28 protein-coding genes are annotated in these 25340 nt (G+C 61.2%); 11 read left to right on the top strand and 17 right to left on the bottom strand.

What is annotated here, in order from left to right:
• The first annotated feature begins 137 nt into the window (after window positions 1-137).
• The 5 genes from N5A92_RS17445 to N5A92_RS17425 all read left to right on the top strand — a co-directional run bounded on the left by N5A92_RS17445 (window position 138) and on the right by N5A92_RS17425 (window position 10976).
• Window positions 138-989: a MurR/RpiR family transcriptional regulator gene (locus N5A92_RS17445; protein WP_260905026.1), complete on the top strand. Its 852-nt coding sequence runs from the start codon at window positions 138-140 to the stop codon at window positions 987-989.
• A gap of 440 nt (window positions 990-1429) precedes the next feature.
• Window positions 1430-2587 carry a Fic family protein gene (locus tag N5A92_RS17440; protein ID WP_260905024.1) on the top strand — a complete coding sequence of 386 codons (1158 nt, stop codon included), beginning with the start codon at window positions 1430-1432 and terminating at the stop codon, window positions 2585-2587.
• Window positions 2588-3353: 766 nt separating this feature from the next.
• Window positions 3354-10223 carry a DUF4781 domain-containing protein gene (locus tag N5A92_RS17435; RefSeq protein WP_260905023.1) on the top strand — a complete coding sequence of 2290 codons (6870 nt, stop codon included), beginning with the start codon at window positions 3354-3356 and terminating at the stop codon, window positions 10221-10223.
• Window positions 10224-10295: 72 nt separating this feature from the next.
• Window positions 10296-10802, top strand: coding sequence for an MFS transporter (locus N5A92_RS17430; protein ID WP_260905022.1), 507 nt, complete (start codon window positions 10296-10298; stop codon window positions 10800-10802).
• 12 nt (window positions 10803-10814) lie between these two features.
• Window positions 10815-10976, top strand: coding sequence for a Thivi_2564 family membrane protein (locus N5A92_RS17425; RefSeq protein ID WP_260905020.1), 162 nt, complete (start codon window positions 10815-10817; stop codon window positions 10974-10976).
• Between the two features lie 35 nt (window positions 10977-11011).
• On the opposite strand, the gene N5A92_RS27290 is transcribed toward N5A92_RS17425, so the two are convergent.
• Window positions 11012-11539, bottom strand: a complete 528-nt coding sequence (locus tag N5A92_RS27290) for a hypothetical protein (protein ID WP_313958430.1) — start codon at window positions 11537-11539, stop codon at window positions 11012-11014.
• Window positions 11536-12069, bottom strand: coding sequence for a hypothetical protein (locus N5A92_RS27285; protein WP_313958429.1), 534 nt, complete (start codon window positions 12067-12069; stop codon window positions 11536-11538). The genes N5A92_RS27290 and N5A92_RS27285 overlap by 4 nt, the downstream gene beginning before the upstream one ends.
• A gap of 84 nt (window positions 12070-12153) precedes the next feature.
• Here N5A92_RS27285 and N5A92_RS17415 point away from each other — a divergent pair, with 84 nt between their 5' ends.
• Window positions 12154-12618 (top strand): hypothetical protein, encoded by a 465-nt coding sequence (locus N5A92_RS17415; protein WP_260905018.1) that lies wholly within the window; start codon window positions 12154-12156, stop codon window positions 12616-12618.
• Here the strand turns inward: N5A92_RS17415 and N5A92_RS17410 are convergent, their stop codons facing one another.
• Window positions 12619-12858 (bottom strand): hypothetical protein, encoded by a 240-nt coding sequence (locus tag N5A92_RS17410; protein WP_260905017.1) that lies wholly within the window; start codon window positions 12856-12858, stop codon window positions 12619-12621. It abuts the gene before it with no gap.
• On the bottom strand, window positions 12855-13385 hold the full coding sequence (locus N5A92_RS17405; protein WP_260905015.1) for a DnaT-like ssDNA-binding protein: 531 nt from the start codon (window positions 13383-13385) through the stop codon (window positions 12855-12857). The genes N5A92_RS17410 and N5A92_RS17405 overlap by 4 nt, the downstream gene beginning before the upstream one ends.
• Before the next feature lie 169 nt (window positions 13386-13554).
• On the opposite strand from N5A92_RS17405, the gene N5A92_RS17400 reads away from it, so the two are divergent.
• Window positions 13555-13737, top strand: coding sequence for a CsbD family protein (locus N5A92_RS17400; RefSeq protein WP_425248601.1), 183 nt, complete (start codon window positions 13555-13557; stop codon window positions 13735-13737).
• Window positions 13738-13798: 61 nt separating this feature from the next.
• Here the strand turns inward: N5A92_RS17400 and N5A92_RS17395 are convergent, their stop codons facing one another.
• The 7 genes from N5A92_RS17395 to N5A92_RS17365 form a co-directional block, all read right to left on the bottom strand.
• Entirely contained in the window at window positions 13799-14032 is a 234-nt protein-coding gene (locus tag N5A92_RS17395; protein WP_260905011.1) for a hypothetical protein, read from the bottom strand.
• Window positions 14033-14267: 235 nt separating this feature from the next.
• The gene (locus N5A92_RS17390; protein ID WP_260905009.1) at window positions 14268-14981 is read right to left on the bottom strand and encodes a hypothetical protein; all 714 of its coding nucleotides are present in this window, start codon (window positions 14979-14981) and stop codon (window positions 14268-14270) included.
• Between the two features lie 72 nt (window positions 14982-15053).
• Window positions 15054-15281, bottom strand: a complete 228-nt coding sequence (locus tag N5A92_RS17385; protein ID WP_341850069.1) for a DUF3223 domain-containing protein — start codon at window positions 15279-15281, stop codon at window positions 15054-15056.
• 206 nt (window positions 15282-15487) lie between these two features.
• On the bottom strand, window positions 15488-15658 hold the full coding sequence (locus N5A92_RS17380; RefSeq protein ID WP_260905007.1) for a helix-turn-helix domain-containing protein: 171 nt from the start codon (window positions 15656-15658) through the stop codon (window positions 15488-15490).
• Window positions 15634-16263, bottom strand: coding sequence for an AraC family transcriptional regulator (locus N5A92_RS17375; RefSeq protein WP_260905005.1), 630 nt, complete (start codon window positions 16261-16263; stop codon window positions 15634-15636). Before N5A92_RS17375 ends, N5A92_RS17380 begins: the two co-directional genes overlap by 25 nt.
• 67 nt (window positions 16264-16330) lie before the next feature.
• A complete protein-coding gene (locus N5A92_RS17370; protein WP_260905273.1) occupies window positions 16331-16633 on the bottom strand; it encodes a MarR family winged helix-turn-helix transcriptional regulator in 303 nt (100 codons plus the stop codon).
• A 185-nt stretch (window positions 16634-16818) separates the two neighbouring features.
• A complete protein-coding gene (locus N5A92_RS17365) occupies window positions 16819-17736 on the bottom strand; it encodes a LysR family transcriptional regulator (RefSeq protein ID WP_260905003.1) in 918 nt (305 codons plus the stop codon).
• Between the two features lie 109 nt (window positions 17737-17845).
• On the opposite strand from N5A92_RS17365, the gene N5A92_RS17360 reads away from it, so the two are divergent.
• The 3 genes from N5A92_RS17360 to N5A92_RS17350 are packed head-to-tail and all read left to right on the top strand — an operon-like array spanning window position 17846 to window position 19411.
• Window positions 17846-18568 (top strand): SDR family oxidoreductase, encoded by a 723-nt coding sequence (locus N5A92_RS17360; protein ID WP_260905001.1) that lies wholly within the window; start codon window positions 17846-17848, stop codon window positions 18566-18568.
• 29 nt (window positions 18569-18597) lie between these two features.
• Window positions 18598-19212 carry a hypothetical protein gene (locus N5A92_RS17355; RefSeq protein WP_260904999.1) on the top strand — a complete coding sequence of 205 codons (615 nt, stop codon included), beginning with the start codon at window positions 18598-18600 and terminating at the stop codon, window positions 19210-19212.
• Entirely contained in the window at window positions 19160-19411 is a 252-nt protein-coding gene (locus N5A92_RS17350; RefSeq protein ID WP_260904998.1) for an Atu4866 domain-containing protein, read from the top strand. The genes N5A92_RS17355 and N5A92_RS17350 overlap by 53 nt, the downstream gene beginning before the upstream one ends.
• A 113-nt stretch (window positions 19412-19524) precedes the next feature.
• Here N5A92_RS17350 and N5A92_RS17345 read toward each other — a convergent pair whose 3' ends face one another.
• Both N5A92_RS17345 and N5A92_RS17340 read right to left on the bottom strand, forming a co-directional pair.
• Window positions 19525-20268: an SDR family oxidoreductase gene (locus N5A92_RS17345; protein ID WP_260904997.1), complete on the bottom strand. Its 744-nt coding sequence runs from the start codon at window positions 20266-20268 to the stop codon at window positions 19525-19527.
• A gap of 33 nt (window positions 20269-20301) precedes the next feature.
• Window positions 20302-21147 (bottom strand): SDR family oxidoreductase, encoded by an 846-nt coding sequence (locus N5A92_RS17340; protein WP_260904996.1) that lies wholly within the window; start codon window positions 21145-21147, stop codon window positions 20302-20304.
• A 166-nt stretch (window positions 21148-21313) separates the two neighbouring features.
• Between N5A92_RS17340 and N5A92_RS17335 the strand changes: the two genes are divergently transcribed.
• A complete protein-coding gene (locus tag N5A92_RS17335) occupies window positions 21314-22249 on the top strand; it encodes an AraC family transcriptional regulator (RefSeq protein WP_260904994.1) in 936 nt (311 codons plus the stop codon).
• Between the two features lie 115 nt (window positions 22250-22364).
• On the opposite strand, the gene N5A92_RS17330 is transcribed toward N5A92_RS17335, so the two are convergent.
• The 4 genes from N5A92_RS17330 to N5A92_RS17315 form a co-directional block, all read right to left on the bottom strand.
• Window positions 22365-22667, bottom strand: coding sequence for a putative quinol monooxygenase (locus tag N5A92_RS17330; RefSeq protein ID WP_260904992.1), 303 nt, complete (start codon window positions 22665-22667; stop codon window positions 22365-22367).
• A gap of 94 nt (window positions 22668-22761) precedes the next feature.
• Window positions 22762-23058 (bottom strand): hypothetical protein, encoded by a 297-nt coding sequence (locus N5A92_RS17325; protein ID WP_260904990.1) that lies wholly within the window; start codon window positions 23056-23058, stop codon window positions 22762-22764.
• A 222-nt stretch (window positions 23059-23280) separates the two neighbouring features.
• The gene (locus N5A92_RS17320) at window positions 23281-24192 is read right to left on the bottom strand and encodes an AraC family transcriptional regulator (RefSeq protein ID WP_260904988.1); all 912 of its coding nucleotides are present in this window, start codon (window positions 24190-24192) and stop codon (window positions 23281-23283) included.
• Window positions 24193-24271: 79 nt separating this feature from the next.
• Entirely contained in the window at window positions 24272-25033 is a 762-nt protein-coding gene (locus N5A92_RS17315) for an SDR family oxidoreductase (RefSeq protein ID WP_260904986.1), read from the bottom strand.
• Window positions 25034-25340: the final 307 nt, after the last annotated feature.

Here is a 25340-nt window from a genome sequence, read left to right as displayed (position 1 = left end):
AACCGATTAGAACAGGTGAGCGCATACCGGCTTCTGAAGTCCGACGAAACGTTGTGCTTCTACAAACGCAGGCAATGAATACCAACGATCGGATGATTTAGCCTTTTCAGCCGACACCAATTAAGAGGTAGCTTGGCATGGAGAAAAACCCTTTAGCTGACCGGCTGTTGGAAGAGTACGAGACAATGCCGCCACGGCTTCGCGCGGCCGCTCGGTTCGTGTTGGAACACCCCGCGGAGGTGGCATGGATGTCGATGCGCGAGCAAGGGCGCCGGGCAGGGGTGTCCCATTCGACGATGATCAGGCTCGCCGCTTGGCTTGGCCTGGACAGTTATGATGATCTGCGCGCGATCTGTGCTCAGATGAGGCGCGACCCCGATGGTCCACGGCTTCGCGTAGCCGTCGCGACACAACAGGCAACCGCGAAGGAAATTTCCATGGTCACAGGCGTTGCCGATTCTCTCACGGAGCAAGTGAAAAGCCTGGGTAGTGGCATCAGCCCGAAAAGGCTTTTGGCTGCAGCAAACATTCTCGCAGAAGCCCGCGGGCTGTTTTGTTTCGGCATGCATTCGGGCGAAATGATTGCTCGCCATTTCGTCCACCTGGCCTCTCAGGTGGGCAAGAATACCGCTTTGATCAGCATGGTGCCCGAAAGCGGAACCGATATTCCTCACAGGCCGCAGGACGGCGATGCCATGCTTGTCGTCAGCTTTGCCCCGCATTCGCCGGTAACCAGCAAGCTTGCGCGTCAGATGATGGACCGCGGCGTTGCAATCGTGGCGGTCACAGACGGCAAGGCTTCGACCCTACAGCGAATAGCCCGTGAGAACATCATCGTCCCCACGAAGCTGCATTCATGCTTTCCAAGTGCGACGACGGCACTGGCGGCGACGGAATTTCTCGCTGCCCTCACCGCGGAAAAGATGAACGCGAACGCTGGAAGGACGAGAGGACAAAGGGAAGCGGAACTTGCCATCCTTGAAGGTTGACGCCGGAGGGCGGCGCGCTCGGCTTGTCAAAGAGAGTCGGAAATATCTAGAACGATACGAAGGCATTCTATAGAGGTACATCGGCTAGCGGATGGGCATGTGGAATGCTGCCGCCGGATATTCTGTTCCCCGGAAGCAGGTACGAGGCTTCATGGGCGCCACCTTCCGCAACCACCACTGTCTTGATGTAGGCGTTTAGGTGATCCCTATCTGGTGCAGCGTGATGGATGAGCGGGAGATAGAGGCACTGGAGCGGCAGGCGGAGGAGGTCACGGTGTCACCCTATGAGTGATGATAGAAACTTCCATGTGCTTGAGGCGGTAGCGAACCGGCTGGAGGTTAGCCCGCCGGGGCCACGCAGACACTGTGAAGCATAGAAAGCCCTTTTATCGCTCACAAATATTGGATAAAATGAGTTATAGAAAGGTACTCTATAACTCATGATCTGGAACTGGCAGCAACCTGACTGGCCCGAGTTTCGCCACGACAAGGCGGCGCTGGCCTCACTGGAGGAGACATTCCTGCTCCGGGCCGGTGAGTTGTTCGGCGCCTTTCGTCATGTCAGTCCCGATGATCGCGACACACTTCGCATCGAGCTCATCAGCGACGAAGCGCTGAAGACCTCCGAGATCGAAGGCGAGATCCTCAACCGTGACAGCGTCCAGTCCTCACTGCGCCAACAGATGGGACTTAACGCCGAAACACGGCGCGTTCCTCCCGAAGAACGCGGCATCGCGGAGATGATGGTCACTCTCTACCGTTCCTATGACAACAGGCTCACGCATAAAAGCCTGTTCAACTGGCACAAGATGGTGATGGCCGGGCACCGCGGCATTGAGGTCATCGGCGCGTATCGAAAGCATGCCGATCCGATGCAGGTGAACTCGGGGCCGGTCGGGCGCGAGAAGGTTCATTTCGAGGCGCCACCCTCAAATCAGGTCCGCGCGGAAATGGACGCATTCGTCAAATGGTTCAACGGCAGCGCTCCCGATGAGAAAGGCGCGCTCCCTACACTCACGCGCGCCGGGATTGGCCACCTGTATTTTGAGAGCATCCACCCCTTCGAGGACGGCAATGGCCGTATCGGCCGCGCCCTGTCGGAAAAGGCGTTGGCGCAAAAACTCGGCCAGCCTAGCCTGATCATGCTGGCCTATACGATCGAACGCGGCCGCAAGACCTATTACGACATGCTGGAGCGCTCGAACAAAGACAACGAGATCACGGACTGGCTGGTCTATTTCGCCGAGACGGTTCTGGAAGCGCAAGGCAATACGCTCAAACGAATTGAATTCCAGATCGCCAAGGCCCGCTTCTATGACCGACTGCGCGTCAAGCTGAACCCCCGCCAGGAAAAGGCGATTGCACGCATGTTCCGCGAGGGCATCGACGGCTTCAAGCGTGGCTTGAGCGCCGAGAACTACATCAGCATCACCGGCGCATCGCGCGCCACGGCCACGCGCGACCTGCAGGATCTGGTCGAGAAGGGCGCACTTACCCGCACCGGCCAGCGGCGGCACACACGCTACTGGCTAAATACCGAACAGCGCGAAACTTATGTGTCGGAGAGGAGGATCGCCACTGATCAAGCCGCTACCTGATCCAGCCTGGCATCGAGTTCGCGGACGGGAACGCCGAAGAGTTCCGCGGCTTGCTCCTTCTGCCAAGGCCCGGTGGCGGCGGCGCTCGAAGCGCCTGGGTTCCTTAAGCTCCGGTTTCATCGTCTCCGGCTGGTCATAGGGGGCCTTCTCCATCCCCGCTCAGGGAAAGTTTTGAAGAGATGGGCAAAGGCGGACTGGTTAATGATGCCGAGATCCTTGCATCGGTAGCTCACGCAGAAGCGCTTCTTCAGAGCGACGAGCTCGCATGCTGATGGAGGATTGGTGGGCGCCGACTTCGGCGCGCAGAACGTCGGCCGGGATCAGAAAGGCGCCGGCGAGGCGATGCGCTGCCTTTCCTCGTTCACCCCTTCGCATGGCGCGATGACCACGTGACCTCGTGGGCGAAGTTGAAGCGCTTACCTGACCACGTGCTAGGCTTGATGACAGTGACGCGCGCGGCCGCGCGGCCCTTTCGTCTCACCTTGGCAGCCATCGTATCGTCTCAGAACGGCGATCGCTCAAGGATAATTTCCAACCCTCCTCGTATAGGTCGCTGCGCTCCGTCATGGTCGCGCAGCCACCTCAATTTCCCTTCCGCACAGTCAACGTGACGGCACCAGAGCACCTGCACGTGGGCATCCTGGGCCAAAGGGAAAAATGCCAGTTGGAATTATTTCTTCCCATAAGTTCCATATGTTGCTTTTATGACAGGGGACGGAGTTGGGCGATGAAGCGGTGAGATACCGCGATATTGGAGGGAAATCTGATGGCGCTGCGCCGGATTTCGCCGATCCTGGGGACGCCGTGGGAAGCCCTTGCGGCAGTGCGTGCCGCGATGGACGAGCTTCGAAGGCAGCAGGCTTCGGCTGCGGAGAGCTCGAAACCGACGCAAGTTGTCACCACCGCAAATAACGGACCGACGACAACCGACGGAGGCATTCAGAACTTTGGCAGGCCGGCGCTTTATCTCGGCCCGGAAAATTCGACGGTGCCGCAATTTTACTTCACGCCGACAAACTATGAAGATCCGGTCCAACCCGATCAGACGGGCACGGAGGCGCGGGACGCCACCGATGCGATCTTGGAGGATATCGAAGAGGGCAAGAGCATCGACCTCATTGCCGAGGAGCAGGGCAAGTCGCGCGAGGAGGTGATCGCCGAGCTCAAGGCTGCCGGCTACACGGTGGAAACGACCGAGCCGGAAAGCGACAACGGGGATGTGCGTACGACCGAGGTGACGGACCCGCAGAGCGGCCGCGGGGTCACCGAATACTATGATTTTCACGATGGGACCTATCACACGGGCGTCAAGGAGGATGGCGAGGAGGTGCGCGGCCCTGTGCGCGACGAGCGCGGTTGGAAGGTCGAGGAGCAGTACGATTCCGATACCGGTGTGACGACCACTCGGTACGAGGACGACCTGGGCGATGGGACCATCGTGGAGGAGACGAGGCTGCCGAGCGGCGTGGTGATCAGGAAAACCACGCCCGAGGACGGTGATACGACCACCGTCGTTATCTCCGATGGCGAGGAGACCGAACTCAATCCGGAGCAGGTTCCCACGAAAGAGGGTAGCGTGGGCATCCTCGAAGACGTCATCGCAGGCAAGAGCATTGCAACCATCGCCGAGGAGCGCGGACTTACCCGGGAACAGGTGATCGCCCAGCTCGAAGCGGCCGGCTACGACGTGAGCGCGACGGATCCGAGCAACTCAAACTATTACAACCAATCGGTCCTCATCACCTTGGCCGGCAGCGACGAAGTTGTCGCCTCCTATTCACGCAATGAACATAACACCACGACGGTGGAGTACGTCGAGGACGACGGTGATGAGGTCCACCGAATAAGCTATGTCGACGGAAGGGTGGTCGAGACCGTTGTCGACAAGGAGGGGCGCCGTACCGTCACAACCACGGAGCCGGGCGAGAACGGCGATCCCCAAGAGACCGTCGAAGTAACCTTCAACGGCTACACCCTGACGACCGATCCCGACGGCAAGATGGTACTCAAGAACAACGAGGACGGCGCCGAAATCGAGATCGAACGGGGCAGCCTCGAGGAAACGCTGGCACGCAAGCTTCTGGCGATCAATCCGGACGGCGACGATCCCGCCCAGGCCGCGCAAGACGAGATCGTCATGACGGTTATCGAAGGCATGTTTGCCGGAAAGACCTACGAAGACCTCATCGAGGAGGCCGGCGAGCGGCGAGAGGCGACCGAGGCGGCAATCGAGGAGCACGGGCTCGGCCCGGAAGCCCAGCCGACCGTCGAGACGGACGAAGAAGGCAACGTGACCGGCATCAATTTTCAGGGCGAGCCGCCGGCGGGGCTGGATCCCAACGTGGACTGGGTGCCGATGAAGGTGGATGGCACCTGGCGCTGGGTCCATCCCGAGGTGGCCAGGGCGATCGCGGCTGAAAACGTCACCCTTGGGGAGATGATGCAGCTCCAAGCCGAGATTGAGCAGATCCAGGCCCAGCTCGACGTGTGGGCGCTCGATCCGGACGCCGAGGAGGCGACGGAAGCAGCCGGGACAACCCTTGACGAGACGCTTGGCGAGCACGGCTATCGCTGGGTGCGGCCCGAGCCTGAAGGCGACCTGTCGGACGCGCGGGAGCGGCTGTCGAACGCCAATGACCGCGTGACGGACACGGAGGACGCGCTGGAGGCTTATGAGGAATCCGAGCGCCTGCTCGATGAGGCCATCACGAAGCAGGCGAACATGCCGTTCTACCCCGACGGGGAGACGCCGGTCATCACCTCCGCCGACAGCGATTACAACTATCAGGAAGAGTACAAGAAGGGGGTGGCCGCGCACGCGGAAGTGGACGCACTGCTTTCTCAGGCCAACTATCAACGCACCCTGGGTGACAGCCTGGTCACCGGTATCACGCTCGCCGATCTGGAAAGCCAGTTCGGAGACGGTGTGGAGGGGCTTCCCGACGACGTCGAGCCGGTCGAGATCACGGTTGGGGACCAACAGGTGCAGGTCGCGCCCGAAGTGGCGGAAGCCTATGAAGAGGAGGGCTTGCCCGCTCTTGCCGAAGGCGGACAACCGGTCGGGATCCAACGCGACACCGATGGAGACAGTACGCTCGAATGCCTGTGGATCGACGCCGAGACGGCAACCACCTGGCTTCAACTGAAGGCCGAGCAGGACGCGATCGGAAGGCAGGTCGAGATCGACCAGGCCTATGTCAATCTCTACCAGTCAAGGAGCGACCTGGCTGATGCCGAGGTCGAGCTGGAAGACATCAAGCAGCGCCTGCTGGCCGAGTACAACAGGAACAATCCTCAGCTGTTCGAGGATGACGACTTCCAGGGCAACGAGATCGTCGCGGAAGACGGCCATCTGTGGGTGGTCAATCACTACGAGAACGGCGAGACCAAGTACCAGCTGACCTGGGACAGCGACGACGTAGACGAGAGCTATTCCTACCATGCGTTCGGCCAGGAATGGCAAACGTTCCAGGGCACCAAGCCGGATTCGGACGTCTGCAGCGCCGGCACCCGGCTCGATATCCTGCAGAGAGCCGAACAGAGCGCCGGTGAGACCGTCAACCGGACGCTGGAAGAGCAATTGGGCGTCAGGATCGATCATCTTGGCGAACAGATCGAGGGGCTGGAGGCAGAGTACGGCGAACTTCTGGAAGAGCACGGCCCAGGCAGCGTCGAGCCGCCGGAGGGAAGCTTTCCGGAAGGCGTCGAACCCCTCAAGATAGAGATTGGCGGCCGGGACGTTTACATGCATCCCGACGTCGCCGACGCCTATGAGGCAAACGGCCTTGAGGCCCTGACCACCAGCGATACGCCCGTTCGCGTGGAGATCGACAGCGACGGGGACGGCGAAGCCAACGAAACGCGCTGGGTTGATCCGCAACTTGCATATACCTGGCTCGCGCTGGAACTGGCGCGGGATATGCGCGGCACCCTCGAGGACACCCGCGATATGGCCGAGTCAGCGGCCGACTGGCTCGCCTTTCAACGCACGCAGTCGCTCGCGCCGCTTGACGAGGAGGGTAGGCGGGAGCATCTCCAGGGCCTCGAGAGCGCCTATTTCGAGGAGCGTCAGGGCGATGTGCTCGAAAATATCCAGCAGCAGATCGGAGCGCACTACGAACGAGGCTATGATGAAACCTTCCGGTCTGTTACCGACCAGACCGTCATAGAGGCGCTGCACCTGGACACATCTACGGAGGAAGGCAGCGAGGCACTCGATAAGGTCATGAACGAGATTCGCGATATCGGCGGCGATGACGCCGAGGTTCGCGTGGTTCCGCTCTTCTATGTCGATCCGGAGAAGGGCGTCCAGCAAATGGCGCTCTTCGCCGTCAGGAACGAACAGGGCGACGTGCGCTGCGTAGACATCGCCGGCAAGGCGTATGACGACGTGGGGGACTTTCAGGACAACAACAGCCTGTTCTCCGAGGACGGCCATCTGATCGTGCCGACCGACTTCCAGATGACGCCCGGCTCTGACAGCGAGATCGCGCTCGAGGTCGTCAAGGCGCGCAACGTCTCCGCTTGGGACAAGGTCGTCGATCCGCTTGTTGGCATCGGCACGGCCATCGCCACCGTCGCTTCCTTCACGCCGGCGGCGCCGATCGCCGCCCCGCTGGCCGTCGCGGGCGGCACATATCTCGGTACGCGCGCCGCCATTCGCCAGTACAACCACCTCCAGCATGGCGGCGAGTGGGGCGAAACGGAATCGCTCATGAACATGGCGATGATCGCGACGACGGCGCTGCCGATGATCTCCGGCGGGCTGCGGAGCATCGGCATGGTGCACAGCCTCAACCTGACCAAGGGACAGGCCTTCCTGGCCGGCATGGGCGCCGTCCGCACCAGCGGCACGGCCAACGCCGCCGCCCACAGCACCCGCTTCAGCCGGCTCTGGCACCAGATTCCCCATGCGCGTCAAGTCGGCACCTATATGAGGAGCGCCGGCGGCCTCAACCTGGCTGCCTATACGCTCGACGGGGGCGCGATGGTGATCGGCGCTCCGCTCATGTACTTCTCAGTCAAGGACCTGGTGCTCCATCACGATCAAATGTCGGGTCTGCAGATCGCCGATGCGATCACCGGCTTCATGACGGGCCTCGCGGGCACGGGAATGGGCGCGGCGAGCTTCGTTTCCTACGCTAGGGCCAACGGGCCGCCCACCTTCCGCCTCACCGACCAGAATGGGCAGAACATAATCGCCTTCGCCTACGGCGAGCCTCCGGCAAGCGGCGATCGGGTCTATGTTCCGCAGGCCGACGGGCCGCAAAGGCGCGGAGACGATCCGAGCCTTGCCGACAAGACGCATATTCTCGTGCGCGATCCCGAGACGGGAGAGGCTGCGGTGATCCCTTGGATAAGGGGGGCATCCAACGAGCATACACCGCCGCCGGGGAATCAGCCGCGACCGGCAGAGGAGGGCGATCCCGCGACGGAATCAACCGCGCAGGCCAATTCGCCGGAGAGTTCTGAGGCCCATCCGGGCAACCCACCGCCCGCGTCCCCTCTGTCGGGACGCGAGGTGAGGGAGCTAACGCGCGCGGCAATCCCCACGCTGACGGATAGCTACCTGAAGGCGATCGAGCCGAGGCATATGTCTCAGCTTAGCGCCGACCAGGTCGGTGCCCTTACGCCGAGACAGATTGGGAAGCTCACCTTCGACCAGCTTGCGGCCTTTCGGCCGAAGCAGTTGCGGGCGCTGAGTGCCGAGCAGCTGCAGGCAATCCCCCCGAGTCGCCTCGAGGCGATCAAGCCCGGGCGGATCGCCCAACTGAAACCGGAGCAGGTGGCCAGCTTCACGCCCAAGCAGATTGCGGCGCTGACGCCGGATCATACGGCCAAAATCACCGTCAATCAGTGGAAGGCGCTGGGGGAGGCACAACTCCAAACCCTCTCGTCGGAGCAACTCGCAACGCTCACGCCGAGGAAGCTCTCCGAGCTTCGACCGGAGCAGGTGGCGAGCTTTACGTCCGAGCAGATCACGGCGCTAACGCCCGATCAGATGACGAAACTCACCACCGATCAGTGGAAGGCGCTGGGGGAGGCACAACTTCAAACCCTCTCGTCGGAGCAACTCGCAACGCTCACGCCGGAGAAGCTCTCCGAGCTTCGACCGGAACAGGTCGCCGCGTTCCTTCCCGCGCAGCTCGAAGCGTTGACCCCCGCGCAGGTGGGCGCCCTCAAGGCCGAACATTTCAACGCGCTCAGCAAGGAGCAGTTGAGGATATTTGCGGCAGAACAACTCCAGGCGATCTCCCCAGAAACTATCTCGGGGATCGCCAGGGGAATTATGCGCAAGTTCGCACCGGAGCAGATTTCCGCCTTCACGCTGCGTCAGTTGAACGCCTTCACGTCCGAGCAGGCGGGCGCCCTCAGATGGAGCCAAAAGCTCAAACTGTCGCCCGAGCAGAGCTCCGCGCTCGGGATCATGGAACCGGCGATTATCATTGGCTACTCGACGGTTGTGGTCGGCAGCGCGGCATTCGGCGTGCTGCCGCCGTATATCCTCGCACCGATTTCCGCGAGCGCCTTCGGCTTTCGCGGTCTGGGCATGTTCGTGAAGGCCAAGTATCCCGACAAGACCGGCCCCGACCAGCCCCTCGGTCGTATCTTGAGGGGGGTGGATGCCCTCACCTTCATGCCCAATATCGCCTCAGGCTACTTGAACTTGTCGGAAAGCCCGTTTGTCAACAGCACCTACCAGATCGGCAATTTGATGTATGCGGGCAAGTCGATCGAGGAGCTGCGAACCCGCAAGAGCGCCTTTCCGCAAACGGATAAAGTGGCGCTTCCTATCTATGCGGCAGGCACTCTCGAATATATGAGAGGCCCTACTGGCGAACTCATAGGGGACGTCTCTACATTCGCCAAAGTCACGCCGGACATTGTTGCGGGCGGCTTGTTCGCCTACGGCTCGGGCCATCTTCTGTACGATGCTTGGCGTCCTTCCTTGACAAAGGACGGCAAGCCGGGGCTTGGACCGCGCGTCGTCCTTGCTGTCACCTTCGGTGGGGGTCTCCTAGCGTTCAGCGCGATGTCATGGGCGGATATATTCGGAGGCGATCAGAGTGCCCCGCCGCCTGACGACGACACGACGCCAGAGGACTCCGTGACCACGCCGGTGCCGGAGGAGTCGCGCAGCGAACCTGAGCGGGAGGAGCCTCCTACCGAGCCGGAGGAACCGGAAACGCCGGGGCCGCAACTCGTCGTCATTGCGGAAGTCGGCCTCAACCTGCGTGAGGAAGCGGCGAGTGGTTCGGAAGCGATCACGGTTCTGCGGCCAGGGTCGTTTATCCATGAAACCGGAGAGCGCAGGACGGACGACGACGGCAACGAATGGGTAGCAGTCACCGGTTTCAGCTGGGACGGGCAGCAGTACGAGGGTTGGGTGGATGCGTCCTTCGTCGCCCCTCACGAGGAGGGCGCACAGGATGCCGACGGCCGCTTTAACCCGCAGCTGGAGAGTGAAGGCTACCAGTGGATAAGTGTGCAGCCCGGTCAAAGTATCGGCAGCATAGCCCGAAGCCGGTCAGTGGACGTCGCCGACACCATCGTGCTGAACATGGACCATATCCACAATCCGCACCTGATATTTGTGGGTGACAGAATTTACATGCCGCAGTCGGCGACCGTCTGATCATAGGCGCGGCGGTTCGAGGTCAGCGAATAGGCGGCGACCGCATGGGCGATAATCGGCCTTGCCGGGGCGATGTTCCTGACCACGGCCGCCTATGTCTATCTCGCGAATTATGCAGATGATCGGGCGCGGAGTCTGATTGGCACCTTGATGCTTTTCACCGGCCTTGCGGGAAGTGTCTTTTGGCCTGTCACCGCGCTTCTCGACCGCGCGTTCGGCTGGCGGGGCGCGGTCCTTGTCTATGCCGGGACCATGTTTCTGCTCGTCTGTCCTTTGGTGCTGCTTGGATTGCCGGAGGCTGGGCGCTCCACCGAACCCGAAACCACGGGTGAAAAGCCTGCCCCCAAGGGCCTGACCTTCGGACTACTGGTGCTCGTCATCGCCTTGAACAGCTTCGTCACGTTCGGGATAGAGGCTATCGGTATCGAGCTGTTCCGCACCATGGGGGCGGATTTGGCTGGCGCGGTCGCGATCGCCTCTCTCCTGGGACAGCTCAGAACTGTCCCATCCTTGTTCAAGGCTCCGATCAACCGGAACCATTGCAATCAGAGCGAGTTGATGCGAGCATTCGGTTTTTGAGGGGAATTCATTATGAGCGTTCTCATCAGCATCCTGATCACCTTTCTCGTAGTGATCTTGGTGCTCTATCTGATCGGCAGGTTGCCCTTGGATGGGCGCACGAAACAGATCGCAAATATCGTTGTGATCATCATTGGCGTCATCGCGCTCTTGAGATACCTCGCCGTGTTTTAGTCGACCGGGTATATATCTTCCCTCGCCAGTCCGCGTTAAACCGCCTCAGCGCGAAACCGGCGCTCAACCGCAGCAAAGAAGTCGATCTTGTAGGAGAAGATGCATTTGCATCCCATCTTCTCGCTTATGGGTGCGTCAGGGGCATGGGGATACGGCATCCTTGCGCCGTTCGGCAGTTCGAAATCCTCCCCGTAGGGCACGCTCTTGCCGTTCATTGCTTGACGGTGAAGGCGGGGATGCTCCTGCGGCGTGTGACGCCAGACCTTCGTCACCGCCTGCGCATCGATCTTCCCGGCCACGATCTGCTGCCGGATGGCATCGGCGCGCGCCTTGGATATCGCCTCCTGCGTCTCGTTCTGGGCCAACATCTCGCCACGCAACTGCAAGAGCCGGTCGGCATAGCGAGCCGTGACCTTGTCCACCGTTTCAGCGTTGAGCGGCCGTTCCTCGCGCATGGCCTTCATGACGGCCCGGTCAAAGCGCCGATCGCGCCGGCCACGCGTCAGATAGCGCCGCAGCGCCTCTGGATCGCCCGAGAGCAGTTCCCGCCTCGCCGCGCTCACATAGCGCTCCTGGGGTGCCGTGAGGCCGATGATACCGCCCTCGCGCCGGTTGCTGCCTCGTACGACCCTGCCAACGGTTTCCAGCGCTGTCTGACGTGATTGCGGCCCTCGGCAAGCCCTGTCGTCAGGTGCTGCCGGATCGCCTGGCGCTGATCGTCAACGATGCGCGTTACCAGCGTTGAGGAATGCTCCCTCAACCAGGCCTCGGCCTCCGGGTTGGGGATACCGAAGCGGAACACGACGCGGTTGCCATTGGGATCTCTGACCAGCGGCAGGTTTCCGACTTCCGCCTGTCCACCATCCGCATAGGCATCGAATGTCGCCCGCTCAAGCCTGGCGAAGGCTTCCGGTTCGATCTGCAACGCCTCAGTTGCGCCGGTTACATCACCACGCTCAAGACGCTCGATAACCACGCGTAGCCTGATCGAGTTTCGGATGTCGTCGATGGCGGCGAGGATTGCCTCACGAAGGCGCGGTTCATGACGCTGGACGAGTTCGTCGACGAGCTGGCGGGCGGATTTGCGGGGCATCGTTTCCTCGCCTCTTTTCTGCTCGGGCACTGGACGGCGAGAGTAGTTCCCCCCACACTGCCTTTGGGGAATGGAGGGGCTATCTTGAAAAGAATGATCATTGCTATGGCCGTGACTGGCCTAACCGCAGCGTGCGCAACCACAACAACCTACGACGTAGCTGGACTTCCGAATAAGAACACCGCGAACCTTTGCCGAATAGTTGCTGAAAATACAGACGAGAATTATCGCCTCGCAGCTGCTAAGCTGCTCGCCCGGCGTGGTGCTACCGCCGAAAAATGCCTCAAGCTTATTGAGGTAGACAACGCGATGTTTGCAACGGCGATTGGCGTCAGCGGGGCAGCTCTGGCTGCAGGGGTCGGCGCTAGCAATGGTGGAGGTTATTCCCCGAGCTATGGCTCATCCGGCGTTGCCTGGGATCAGTTCTACAACCAATACTACCAGCCAATCTGGAGATGCAGAGATAAATCGAACGGGGAGTTTGTGCCGGATTCCTATTGCCGTAGAAAGCTGATGGTCGACTCGACATGGCCCGGACTAAGCACCTGATCAGAACGTCACCTGCGCCGTCCACATGACCACGGTTCCGCCCGGGTCGAGCGGATCAACGCGCACGATCTCATGCGCCGTTCCGCCCACCACACTCTGGTCCCGCTCTGTCGGCGCGTTTGCGCTGTCCGGATCATCGCCATAGGCCGGGATCGTGACGCCCTCGGTCGAAATGAGAACGCGCTTATCGGTTGCGCCGATGGAGGAACCCTGGCGCTCGAATGCCGAATACTCGATCACGACGAGGGTGCACGCGTAATCGTTCGTTCCAGGCGGTTCCACGGATCGCCGCCGGTCATCGTGGTGCGACGGATTGCACCCTGCTGGCCATATCGCTTGATGAGCCGCGCTGCGGTGGCCTTGGACCGGCCATAGTCGAACTTCGCCACGTCACACCACCAGAATATGGCTGGGATATCGGCCGACGTCCTCAGGAGCGGCTCAAGCAGCTCCTCGATCGCCGTCAGCACTGGCGTCATCGACTGCACGGGGTCCATATCGGCCGTGTCGGCATATTCCGTCTCAAGCGGCCCGACCTTCTCCCGCTTGATCCGCTCGCCTGCCGTTATGATTGGCTCAAGGCTGCCCGGGCTGTCCAACTCTGCCAGCGTGGCATGATAGCTGGCATGAACAACGCGGTTCGGAACGGCGTTGCTTGCGATCGCCTTGCCCCGCTTGTCCGCGGCACCAGTGCGAGGCCATGCCCGATCCTGCTCGATACCTCCCGTTGGCTCGCCCGGGAAGCGATCGCCGCACACGGCGTCCACATACGCGCTGCCGGGCAGCCGCAACAGTGTTGGCCGGAACGGTATAGCCGTTCTCAGTCGCCCAGGCCTGAAAACCCGCATCGTCGCCGTAGCCCACCATCTGATTTTCCTAGCTTCTGGAACATTCGGTTGATGCGCAGGTTCGTCATCGTCAGCTATGGAGAAAGCCATGCACAAGGACGAAGTGAAGGGCACCGCGAAGAAGGCTCGCGGCAGCGCCAAAGAGACCGTCGGAAAAGCCACCGGCGACGACAAGATGCGTGCCGAAGGCAAAGCCGACAAGGCTGAAGGACGCCTGCAAAAGGGCTATGGCAAGGTCAAGGATAAGCTTCGCGACGCTCTAAAACGCTAAGAAACCACAGGTGTCAGGCCACCCCTCGTGAGAGGCGGCCTGACACATATCTGGGGCTTCCTTACTTCTTCACCGTCTCGACGTAGGCCGCCTTGTCCTCGTCGGACATCGCATTGAACGTCTCGGCGTCCTCCTTCGACAGCTTCTCGACGAGCTCTTCCTCGCCTCGCATGATCGAATACGAGCCGCCGCCGCGGTGCCTCGCTTTGAGCTTTGCCGAAGCCGACTTCTTCTCAGCCTTGCCGAAGGAAAGGAACGGCAGTCGCTTGGCGCGCTCCAGCTCCTTGCCCGACAATTTCAGGTCGCGGGCCTCACACTGGGCTTGAGGAAGACGGCGCGGCCGCCGTCAATCCGAACGCCCTGAAGACCCTTAGCTTTGTTGGTCACTTCCATGATGCCCTCCCGTCAAGCCGGCGGAGGCGGACGAACAGCGTATAATAGGCGGTGCCGTCAGGGGATATTCGAGCCACCTCCTCCGTCGATGCGGTCACCTCCGCAGGAACGGGAGACGCATTTACGTCCAGAAAGAATCACGACGGCGCCGCCACCGGATTCTGCCCCAAGTTCTGCGCCGCGACTTGAACTAGCACAGTTTGATCCTCCTCTGAAACGGAAATGAAGCGCCATGCAACTTGAAGACGCAGGTCGCCGTAGGTCTCGGTGAGTCGATGCTCCGCCAGGCGCTGTCGATCGGCCCAAGCGCCAACGATAACCGCCAGCAGCACGAGTGCCACGATAGCCCAAACTCCGATTTGGAAGAGGGAGCGCAGCTGTGAGAGATGCACGTTCTTAAACTTCTCATTGATGTGAAGAACGTAGAGCTGCTGCACGTCCTGGTCGAAGCTGTTGGCTGCGTCCTTTAGATCCCCCAAACGCGCACGGAACATTGGCAACTGTTCGGCGTAAGCGGCTTTCAGGCGTTCGCGTTCGGAGCCAAACCACAAGATGGTCCACCATTTGGGATCGAACTGCGCTTGGTTCGGTAAAGCATCGCGATAGAACCACTTCCATGTCCGTGTGGCATCAGTCCAAGGATACCGGTTGGTCTGCCGTGCATAGACGACGAGCAGCACAATGGAAGCGATGGCCGCCGCTACGGCAGGATAAGTGATTATCCTCGCCAGCTGCCTGTCGATGATGAAGGTGAGCACGGCGATCCCGCCCGCTAGCAATGCGCCTGCTACCACGGTGAAATTCGTGCGGCGTCCTTCGGCATAGTGGATGCGCTCTGCGACCGCCGCCAAGACCTCGCCGAGTGGAACGGCCCCGGTACCCCGGGGTCAGATGACTGTTGTGTTTCCGAAATGATCCAACTCTTAGCCAAACGCGGACGCGATGAACAGATGCGCCGTGTACCCATACTCAAGGCGAGCTTGGGTATTCCAAGCACATGCTGTGAGAGAGCGTTTCCTCGTGGTGCCGTCTGTCCTGTTCACCCAGAAGTACTTGCTCCCGAAATCAGCGCTTCGCGCGCTGAAGCTCTTCAAGCCAGCGCCAATCTTCTCCTGGGTTTCTGGATCGTGGGCCAAGGCAGCCTCCAACACGAGAGCATCGGCAGCGTCGGGCCAATCGGACTGGCAGCCTTGAGTCTGTGGATCTTTGAAGAGCGGACATCGAGGGAGCGTGGACTAGTCGTGACTGAACACGTAGGCCATCCTCACCAAGCTGACCGACCTTTATCCAGAAAGCCTGCAAGAATAGCTGGCGCCCAGGGAGCAACCGCGGAGCGCTCACTTATCTGATGCCCCTGTCAGGGCGCCGCGCTCACGCCCGATTGCAGTTTGCGCCAAGTCACCGGCGGCATCTCGAACGCCCGCCTGAATGCTTTGGTGAACGCCGCCTCCGATTCGTAACCGATCTCGAAGGCGATGCGGGCGATAGGCTCATGGGAGTCCTTCAGACGCTGGGCGGCGACCTGCATCCGCCAGTTTGCCAGATAGCGCATAGGGGTGCGCCCATGAGAGTCGTGAATCTTTCCGCAAACGCGGAGCGGGACAACCCGATCTCCTGCGCGAGCTCTTCCGTCTTCCAGCGGTGGGTTATGCTGCTGTGGAGCAGCGCCAGCGCCCGCCCGACCACAGGATCGCGCAGGCCGGCGACCCATCCGCTGGTCTCGGGCGGAAGCGAGGCCACATAGCGGCGTACTGCTTCCATGAACAGGAGTTCGGCAAGCTTGGCGAGAACCGTCGGCGATTCGATCCGGCCGTCGGCCAGCTGATGCGCTGCAAAGCGGAACGAGCTTTCGATCCAGTTGGCGGAAGCCCCTTGCTCCGCCCCAATCTTGAGGACTCGGGGCAGGATGGCGATGATCGGCATGATCGGCATGATCGGCATGATCGGCATGATCGGCATGTTCGGCATGTTGGTGCCGATATAGCCACAGAGGATTTGCGTTCTCTCGCCGCCACCTCCGTGGACGATGCGCATCAGCCCTCCGGCTGGTGCGGGCTGGATCAAAAAGTGGGCGTTGACAGGTCTGAGATTGGCCGCGCTGCCGATGACGTCCTCGTCGTTGCGTGACAGCAAGATGATCTCACCGGCCTCGACAGGGAGGAATGTATATTACGAATTTCGCGTTTTCAGGGCGAGTCTGCTATTTTGGCATCGCCGACAGGAACCCCGCTCGCTCGTCCGGTTCGAGGGCCGACAGCATGGCGCGGCAATGGTTGTTCTGCATCTGCACGGCTGCGTCCACCCGTCGCCGCCCCTCCTTGGATAAGGTAAGGGGCACGATCCGCCGATTGCTCAACACCCGCTCCCGCGTGATGAGCCCCTGCCGCACCAGGCGGTCGGCAACCGCCGACATGGTCGTCGCGGCTACGCCCAGATACTGGGCGACCTCGCTTGCCGTGCAGCCGGGATGATCGGCGACAAAGAACATCGCCTGGAGGTCGATCTGGTTGAGCTTCGGCCCGTCTCGCTTGCGGTCTCGGCGATCTTGAACCGGCGCATGAACTTGTCGATGGCGTTCCGTAGGGTGTTAATCTGATTGTCGTTCGGATTCTTCATGAACGGAATATACGAAACTTGGATCGTCCGGAGAAGCCGTGGACAGAAAGACCTGCCTGCCGGTATGAGCGTTCATAGATGCGGTGTGGATGCAACCTGCTCCCGTCTGTACCGTCGCACATGTTCGACGAGCGCGCGAAGCTTGGGCGCCATGTTCCGGCGGTGCGGAAAGTACAAGAAGAAACCTGCAAACGGCGGCAGATAGTCGTCCAGTAAAGAGAGCAACGCGCCAGAGTCGAGATAGGGGCGAAACGTCTCCTCCATGGCGAACGTAATACCGCCGCCTGCCAGTGCAGTCCGGATCATCAGGAGCAGATCGTTCGTCGTGATCTGCGGCTCGACCGCTACGTCGAAGGCGCGTCCATCTTCTTCGAACTCCCATCTGTACGGTGCGACGCCAGGGGCGGGCCGCCAACCGATGCACCGATGGTCGACCAGATCGCGAGGATGGTCCGGTGATCCGTGGATTTTGAGATATTGCGGCGCCGCTACCACGACCTCTCGCTGATCGCCGGTCAAGGAGACGGCGATCATATCCTGTTCGATCACGTGCCCTAAGCGGACGCCGGCGTCGAACCCCGCAGCAACGATGTCGAACTCATCATCGGTCACGGTGATGTCGATCGTGATCTCGGGATAGGCCTCCGCGAACGACACGATGAGCGGGCCGGAAAGGAATTGCTCGGCGATCGAGGTCGCCGCAATCCGCAGCAGGCCGCGCGGGGCGGTGTCGCCCGCTATCTCCTCCATCGCCGTCTGCACGTCCGCCAGCGGCCGGGAGAGTGCGGCACGGAAGCGCTCCCCCGCCTCCGTCAGGCGCACGCTGCGGGTGGTGCGCGTGACGAGGGCTACCCCGCAGGCATCCTCCAGCCGCCGAACCCCCTGACTGACTGCGGAGCGGGTGACGCCGAGACGGTCGGCGGCGGCCCGGAAATTTGCCTCCTCGGCCACAGCGAGGAACAAGGTCAAGAGGTTCAGATCGATCGCCATTGTCGCTCCTTGCTAACCATTGAGGTTAGCAATGGAAGGATACCGGCGACAATTCCCGTCGTCTAGCTTCCTACCACATCAGAAGTCTTCAACCTGAACGGAGGTAGGAATGAATAGGGTCATCTTGATTACCGGCGCATCCAGCGGCATCGGCGCCGGGCTCGCACGGGAGCTAGGGGCCGCAGGGGCGCGAATTCTGCTCGGCGCGCGGCGCCTTGACCGGATCGAAACGCTGGCCGCGGAAATCAAGGAAGCCGGCGGCTCTGTCGAGGCCATGGCGCTCGACGTTACGGACAGGGACGCAATGACGGCCTTTGCGAACCAGGCGGTAGAGTGCTGGGGTCGCATCGACGTGCTCATCAACAATGCCGGCGTCATGCCGCTTTCACCCCTCGTCGCGCTGAAGTTGGACGAATGGGAGAGGATGGTCGACGTCAACATAAAGGGCGTCTTGTGGGGTATCGGCGCCGTGCTGCCGACGATGGAACGGCAAGGAGCCGGCCAGATCATCAATATCGGATCGATCGGCGCATACCGCGTCGTTCCGACGGCCGCCGTCTACTGCGCGACCAAATTCGCCGTGCGGGCGATCTCCGACGGCTTGCGCCAGGAGAGCGACCGCATCCGCGTGACCTGTGTGAACCCGGGCGTCGTCGAGTCCGAACTCGCCTCGACCATCACCGATCCAGAAACTGCGAAAGCCATGGAGGAGTGGCGGCGCATCGCACTCAAGCCCGCTGACGTTGCCCGCGCCGTACGACAGCTCATCGAAGCGCCTGAGAGCGTCGACACCAGCGAGATCACCATACGACCGACAGCCTCCGCCAACTGAACCAATTCTCTCCTAGAAGGATCCCACGCATGAAACGTCGCACCACCGTTCTCGCCGCCGGTCTGGCGCTCATAGCCGGCACCGCGCCCATCGTCGCGCAGGAGAACATCTGCGCGCAGGAAGGGATGAACTCGCCCCTCGAACTCCACAAGGCTTGGATACTCAAGGGCTGGGAACTTCGTCAGGGCGACCCCGAATTCGTCTTTGCCGAAGAGATGGACCGCTACTATGACTTGGAGGATCCGCAGGGCGTCTACTACGACAACTTCGCTCCGAACGGTGCGCCGACCTTCGACAACGCGGCAGAATACGGCGCCAACTGGGAGGCGCCCGTGAACAGCTCGCGTACCATCCGCCACGCGCTGACGGAACACCATGACCAGATCGTCGGCGAAAGGGTCGCCTCGACCACGCTCGGCTTTGTCGGCGATATTGTACGCCTTACGGGCGAGAGGATCACCTTCAATGCCCGCTCGCAGCTCGGTTGGGAATGCGATAGCGGAGAATGGGTGATCCGCCACGAACTCAATTCCGCCTGGCTCGTCGAGCCCAAGGAAATCACCCCTTTTTCGAAAAGGGGCAGGATCGGAAATGACAGGGGAAACCGCAGGCCATTCCTATGTCGGCATGTGGGTGACCGGTGACGACCTTATCCGCCACGAACTCCTGCCCAACGGCCGTTATGTCGAGGCGCGTGGGAATCGGGAGAGCGCCTACCAGGGCCGCTACGAGATCACGGGCAACCACATCCAGTACTGGGACGACACAGGCTTTACAGCCGATGGCGATTTCATCGACGGCGTCCTGCACCACGCCGGGATGATCCTCTATCGCGATCAATAGATCGCGATCGGATCCACGGATCGGCGGAAACCATGAAACGCAGAGAGCCGCGCAACCGGATCACCGGCTGCGCGGCTATTACGGCCACGCGGGCAGCTGAACGACTGTGACACTCAGTGAGCGCTGAGCATCTCGACCGCTTGATCAAAGCGGCCGTCTCGCTCGGCCCAACGCAGGAAACCGACACGATCGACGAGGATCTCTTTCGGCGTCGGCCGCTGCTGAAAGAGCGCCATAGCCTCATCGATGAACGCGTCGAGAGGCATATACTCCTCGCGCGTCGACTGGCCCGGCGTGAGCTCGGTTTGAACCGCGGGTGGCGCGAGCTCGATCACCTCGATGCTGCCTTTCAGCTGCTGCCGCAACGAGACCGTGTAGGAATGGATTGCCGCCTTGGTGGCATTATAGGTTGGCGTGTGGCTCAGCGGCACGAAGGCGAGGCCCGACGAGACGTTGACAATTGCGGCGTTCGGCTGGCCTTGGAGATGGTCGATCAGCGCGTTGGTCAGCCGGATCGGCCCGAGCAGGTTGGTAACGACAGTTTCCTCCGCATCGCGTAGATCGCGGGACTTGGTCAAATCCTCGCGGCGCATGATGCCGGCGTTGTTGATCAGCACGTTAAGCGCCGGATGCTCGGCGGTAACGCGCTTGGCAAAGGCTGTGATAGCTTCCGGATCTTCCATATCGAGCATGATCGCATGCATGCGATCTCGGCCGGCAATTGTCTCCTCAAGCGTTTCCTTGCGGCGGCCGGTGATGATTACGGTGTTTCCGAGTGCATTGAACCGCCTGGCCACTTCCCGGCCGATCCCGGACCCACCGCCGCTAATGAGAACTGTGTTTCCTGTCATTTTCATCGTTCTGTACTCCGTCAATCCAGCTGTTCGGGATCAGACGATGCCGCCGTTGGCGAATACCGTTTGACCGTTGATCCAGGCACCGTCGCCGCTGCAGAGCGCTGCAATCGTGTCGGCGATGTCCTCGGGCTCTCCGAGGCGCTTGTGCGGTGTGCGCGCAGCGAAGCCGGCGATCTGCTCCGGCGTCTTGCCGTCGGTGAAGAGCGTGGTGTTGACGACGCCCGGCGCCATCGCATTCACCGAGATCATGCGACCTTCGAGCTCTTTGGCGAGGACACTCGCGAAAAGCTCCTGCGCGGCCTTGGTGGCGGCATAGGCCCCGTAGGTCGGGCTGCGCAGCTGGGTGATGCTCGAAGAGAGCGCGATGATCCGGCCGCCGTCGCGCACGCGCCGTGCCGCCTCGCGCAGGACGAAGAAGCTGCCCTTCTGGTTGACATCGACCATCCGGCTGAAGTCGGCGTCGGTCATGTCGCTGAACGGCGCGAGACGCATGATGCCGGCATTGCTGACCACCACGTCGACGCCGCCGAATGCGCGCTCGTTCTCCTCGAACAGGTGCTGCACCGCATCCAGGTCGCTGACGTCGGCCTGTACCCAGATGGCGCGGCCGCCGGCGGCCTCGATCTCTCTCACCACGCCGGCCGCGAGATCGCGGTTCTTCTCGCAATTGACGGTGACGGCATAACCATCACGGGCGAGGCGCTTGGCCGTTGCAGCGCCGATACCCCTTGAAGAGCCGGTCACCAGCGCGACTTTGCCGTTCGACGCCGGCGCCTGACCAGTCGTTTGAGCGTGGGCAACCCCCATCGCGAGTGCTGCGGAACTCAACGCAGCACCTGCCAGCACCGTCCGCCTCGGCACTTTGTTTTGTCCAGACATTGTAGGCTCCTTTCCTTCGAGCGATTTGGTTTCTGTCGGGACGTTGCATACCCCGTATGGGCCCGCCGGGGCTTGCCAAAGCATGCGCAAAACTTGCCGAATCCTGCAGGCCAGGTGATATTTGATCGCGGGCGTGCTAGGGTCGCTGCATTGTAGGAGAGAGCCCATGGACACGCTCAAGGTTGCCATTCGCAATTACGCCGCACACCATGCAAACAGTGAGGGATTGGCGACGACGCCGGTGCCGGGTCTACGCATGATGTGTGTTGGATCGCCGCCCGGCGATCTGCATTCAGTCTACCGCCCGCTGGTTTGCCTCGTTCTGCAGGGCGCCAAACGCATGACCGTGGGGCGGGAGCAGCGCGTCTTCTCCGCCGGGCAGTCGGTGATCGTGAGCGCGGACATGCCTGTTGTGGGCCGGATCGTGCAGGCAAGCCCGGACGAGCCCTATATCGCGGTCGCCGTCGAACTCGAGATGGCAACCCTGCGCGAGCTCGCAGCACATCTGGGCGATATGCGCGCTCAGCGTCCATCCGAGATACGCACCTTGTTCGCCGAAGACACAAACGCCGCGGTTCTGGATTGCGCAATGCGGCTGATTCGCTTGGTCGACCGGCCTGATGCGACGCCGCTGCTGCGTCCTGGGATCATGCGGGAGTTACATTACTGGCTTCTCTCCGGGCAGCACGGCAAAGCCTTGCGGGCGCTGGCAGCCCCCGACGGCCATGAGGGTCGCTTGGCGGCAGCCATCGCCATCTTGAGGGAGGAGTATCGATCGCGTGTGCCCGTCGAGCGTCTGGCCGCGGCAGCAGCGATGAGCCTCACCGCGTTTCACAAGCATTTCAGGCACATGACGTCGCTGACGCCGGGACAGTACCAAAAGCGGCTTCGCCTCATCGAAGCCCGCCGTCTGATGCTGGATGAGGGCTTCTCGGCAAGCAGCGCGGCCTTCGAGGTGGGCTATGAAAGCGTTTCGCAGTTCACCCGCGAGTATGGCCGTCTCTTCAAGGCCCCGCCGAAGCGTTCCGTCCTTCGCATTCGACAAGCGTCAGGGAAGGGCAGGGAGAGCCTACACCAGGTCGAACAGGCGAACGCCTCATAACATTCGCACGAACACCTCGGACGGTGTTGAGGATCTCGGCCGGCGAAGAGGATCGAGTTGTTCAGATTGGAGGTCGCCCGGAGGCAGCCGTGCGCAAACGGCGTCGCCGAAGGGCTCACGCCCGGTCGGAGAGCCGGGTAAAACCATGGAAATCGAAATCGCCTTCGACCAGTTCGGGGCTCCGAACGGCGAAGGCATTCATGTGTGGAAGAAAGAAGTGACGGTCGAGGCCGTCGGCGGGCAGCCAAATCTCATAGACCATCCACAGGTCGGGATCGTGCTTCGAGCGATGCACGTGGTGAGAAATGCACGCGGCTTCCCCGCGCGACGGCGCAACGAGAGCAAGAAGTGCCTCGCCAAGGTCGTCCGATCGACCGGACCGCGCGCGAACGAAGGTCAGATTGAAGTAGTGCGCCACGGCGTATGTCCCTGGTCGCAACGTGCACGTGGGGAGGGCAACCGCGTCACCCTCCCCACCCGGTGCTGGCGATGAAAACACCCCAACATCGGAGCTACCGAACTGGCAGGTCGTTCTGCGAGCTGAAGCCGAAATCATCGGAGGCGTTATAGCCCCGGTTCACGCGGCCGATCCGCGTGCCAGCGGGGTAGCCTAGGGTGACCGTTGACGCGCCCGTGCTCGAAGTGACAAGCCCGGAATCGGAGATGCCGGCGTGGTTCCGCTTCATCGAGATCGGCAGGTCGTTCTGGTCGCTGACGCCGAAATCGTCCGAGGCGTTGTAAGCACTAGCGCCGCCAAGGCCGAGCCCGAGCATGGCAAGGGTGGATGTGAGGAGAATGATCTTACGCATTGCATTTCCTTTCAGTGTTGAGGTTGAGAGCGTCTGAGGTCATTCGCCGTGCGGATGAGTTCTCAGATGCGATCCTGTGAGGTGGGGCGCGGCACAAGGGAACGTCGCGCTCATACCTCACATTGGACAAGTCGGATGTAATCCTTCCCGCGGTCGCCCGCCGTCGCCTACTTGCGGCGACTGTCGCAATGTTTCGGCTATATGATTTTGAGAGGAGGAATTTCAGAGCTGACGGCGGAATTCCGTGGGCGTCTGGCCGGTAACGCGGCGGAAGGCTGCTGTGAACGCCGAGGGCGTGCTGTAGCCGACAGAAAGCGCAACATCGGTAATTGGCGTGTTGGATACGGCAAGCATGGCACGAGCGCGCTCCATACGTTCTCGTGTCAGCCACTCATGTGGGGTCTGGCCAGTCGCGAGGCGGAATGCGGTGCAGAAATGATAGCGGCTCAAGCCGGCAATCGCAGCCAGCTCGTTGAGACCGATCTCGTCGGCGAGATTGTCCCGCATATAGTTGGTGACGCGGCGAACCTGCCAATCGGCCAGCCCGCGTCGTGGCGCTAGCGGTGCGAGCGTTTGGAACGTCGAATGGCCGCGAATGAGCTGAGTGCAAAGAAGATCGAGCGCCTGCTCCACGAACAATCGAGAGGAAGCGTCCTCCGTGGCGGCCTCGCGGGCCAGAAGCTCGAGAATGCGCGCGGATGTTGGATCATCGAATCCCACTCGGCCGAGCAGTTCGACAGGTTTGCCGTCCGTGAGCGGGTCGGCGCAGGACTGGAGCCGCTCGGGCGTGAGATAGACGTGCGAGACTTCGATCCCGCCGGAAATATCCCAGCGTCCTTCGGCGCACTCAGGAATGAGTGTGATGGTGCCAGGCCGCGTGGTGGCGACCGTTCGCTGTCGGCCTATCTGCCACGTGATATCCTGTGGCTGCGAGTAATACGTCATCACCACATGACCGCTCATCGCCGGCAACGCGTCATGCAACGCGCCATGACGCCAGCGACGCGTCAGGCGTGTGTCGCCACGAAGAATCGCGGGGGCGAGGTCTGGAGGCGTGTCAAGAATACGTTCCATCTCGGTGATCACCGAGACGACATTCTGCTGATTTTCGGTAGTCTTCGGATCTTCGGGCATGAAAGCGCCTCGATCGCATTCTGTTTCTCCTACAGTAGCAGCGAGGCAATCCTTGATCACCTCCAAAGTGGACAAGTCTTCAATACAACTGTTCCACTTCTGCGAGAGTGACCGCTGCAAGAGCGCGCTTGAATCGGTTTTCAGCCTCTGCTTCGCGCAGAAACCTGACGCGTTCGACGAGGATCTCCGGCGGCGTCGGTTGCCGGCGAAAGAGGCGTATTGCCTCCTCCACGAATTCATCGACATGCATACAGTCGGCACGTAGTGACTGGTAGGGCATCAGCTCGGTACGCAATGCAGGCGGCACCAGCTCGATCACTTCGACCATTCCTTTCAGCTGCTCGCGCAGTGACACCGTATAGGAGTGCAGTGCTGCCTTCGTGGCCGAGTAGGTGGGGGTGGCGATGAGCGGAACGAAGGCGTGGCCAGATGAGATGTTGACGATCGCAGCATCAGCCTGACGTGTGAGGTGCGAGATCAGCGCGTTGGTGACCCGAATGGGACCGAACAGGTTTACCTCGATGGTCTCCTCTGCGTCACTGAGGTCTCGTTCGATCGTCACATCCTCACGCCGCATGATGCCGGCATTGTTGAAGAGGAGATTGAGCCGCGGATGGTCGTCCGTGACCCGCCGCGCGAATGTCTCAACCTCGGCGGTATCGGTAAATTCGAGGTGGTAAGCGGTCATGCGGCTTCGCCCGGCAATGGCCTCATGGAGTTTTTCAGTGCAGCGGCCCGTGACGATCACTTCATTCCCGATGTCGTGGAACCGGTGCGCAAGGGCGCGGCCAAGTCCCGAGCTGCCGCCCGTAAAAAGCACTGTATTGCCGGTAATCTTCATGCCTGTTTCTCCGGTCTCCTCACCCAAGGTACCGCGGAGGACCAAACGCCAAAGGGTGGGCACTTGACCGTTTGGCCTTGCAGCGGTCCCATCAGCTCCTGCCCGAGGGCAACTGAGACAATGCAGCCGTAGCGCTGAAAGATCTGCCCCGCCTTCTCTAGGTTGCGGCAACTGTCGTGATGTTTCGGTCGCACGTCGGGAATTCTTCGATAGGGCACGCCATGGTACGCTATCCATTTCAAACCCTAGATTTCGGTGTGTCCATTAACGACATTGGTATCCGAATTCCCGCACGGGCTTCCGCTCG

This window comes from Chelativorans salis, assembly GCF_025336525.1.
GTDB classification, from domain to species: domain Bacteria; phylum Pseudomonadota; class Alphaproteobacteria; order Rhizobiales; family Rhizobiaceae; genus Chelativorans; species Chelativorans salis.
The sequence above is the reverse complement of the archived record's forward strand: the minus strand, read 5'-3'. Positions and strand labels throughout refer to the sequence as shown.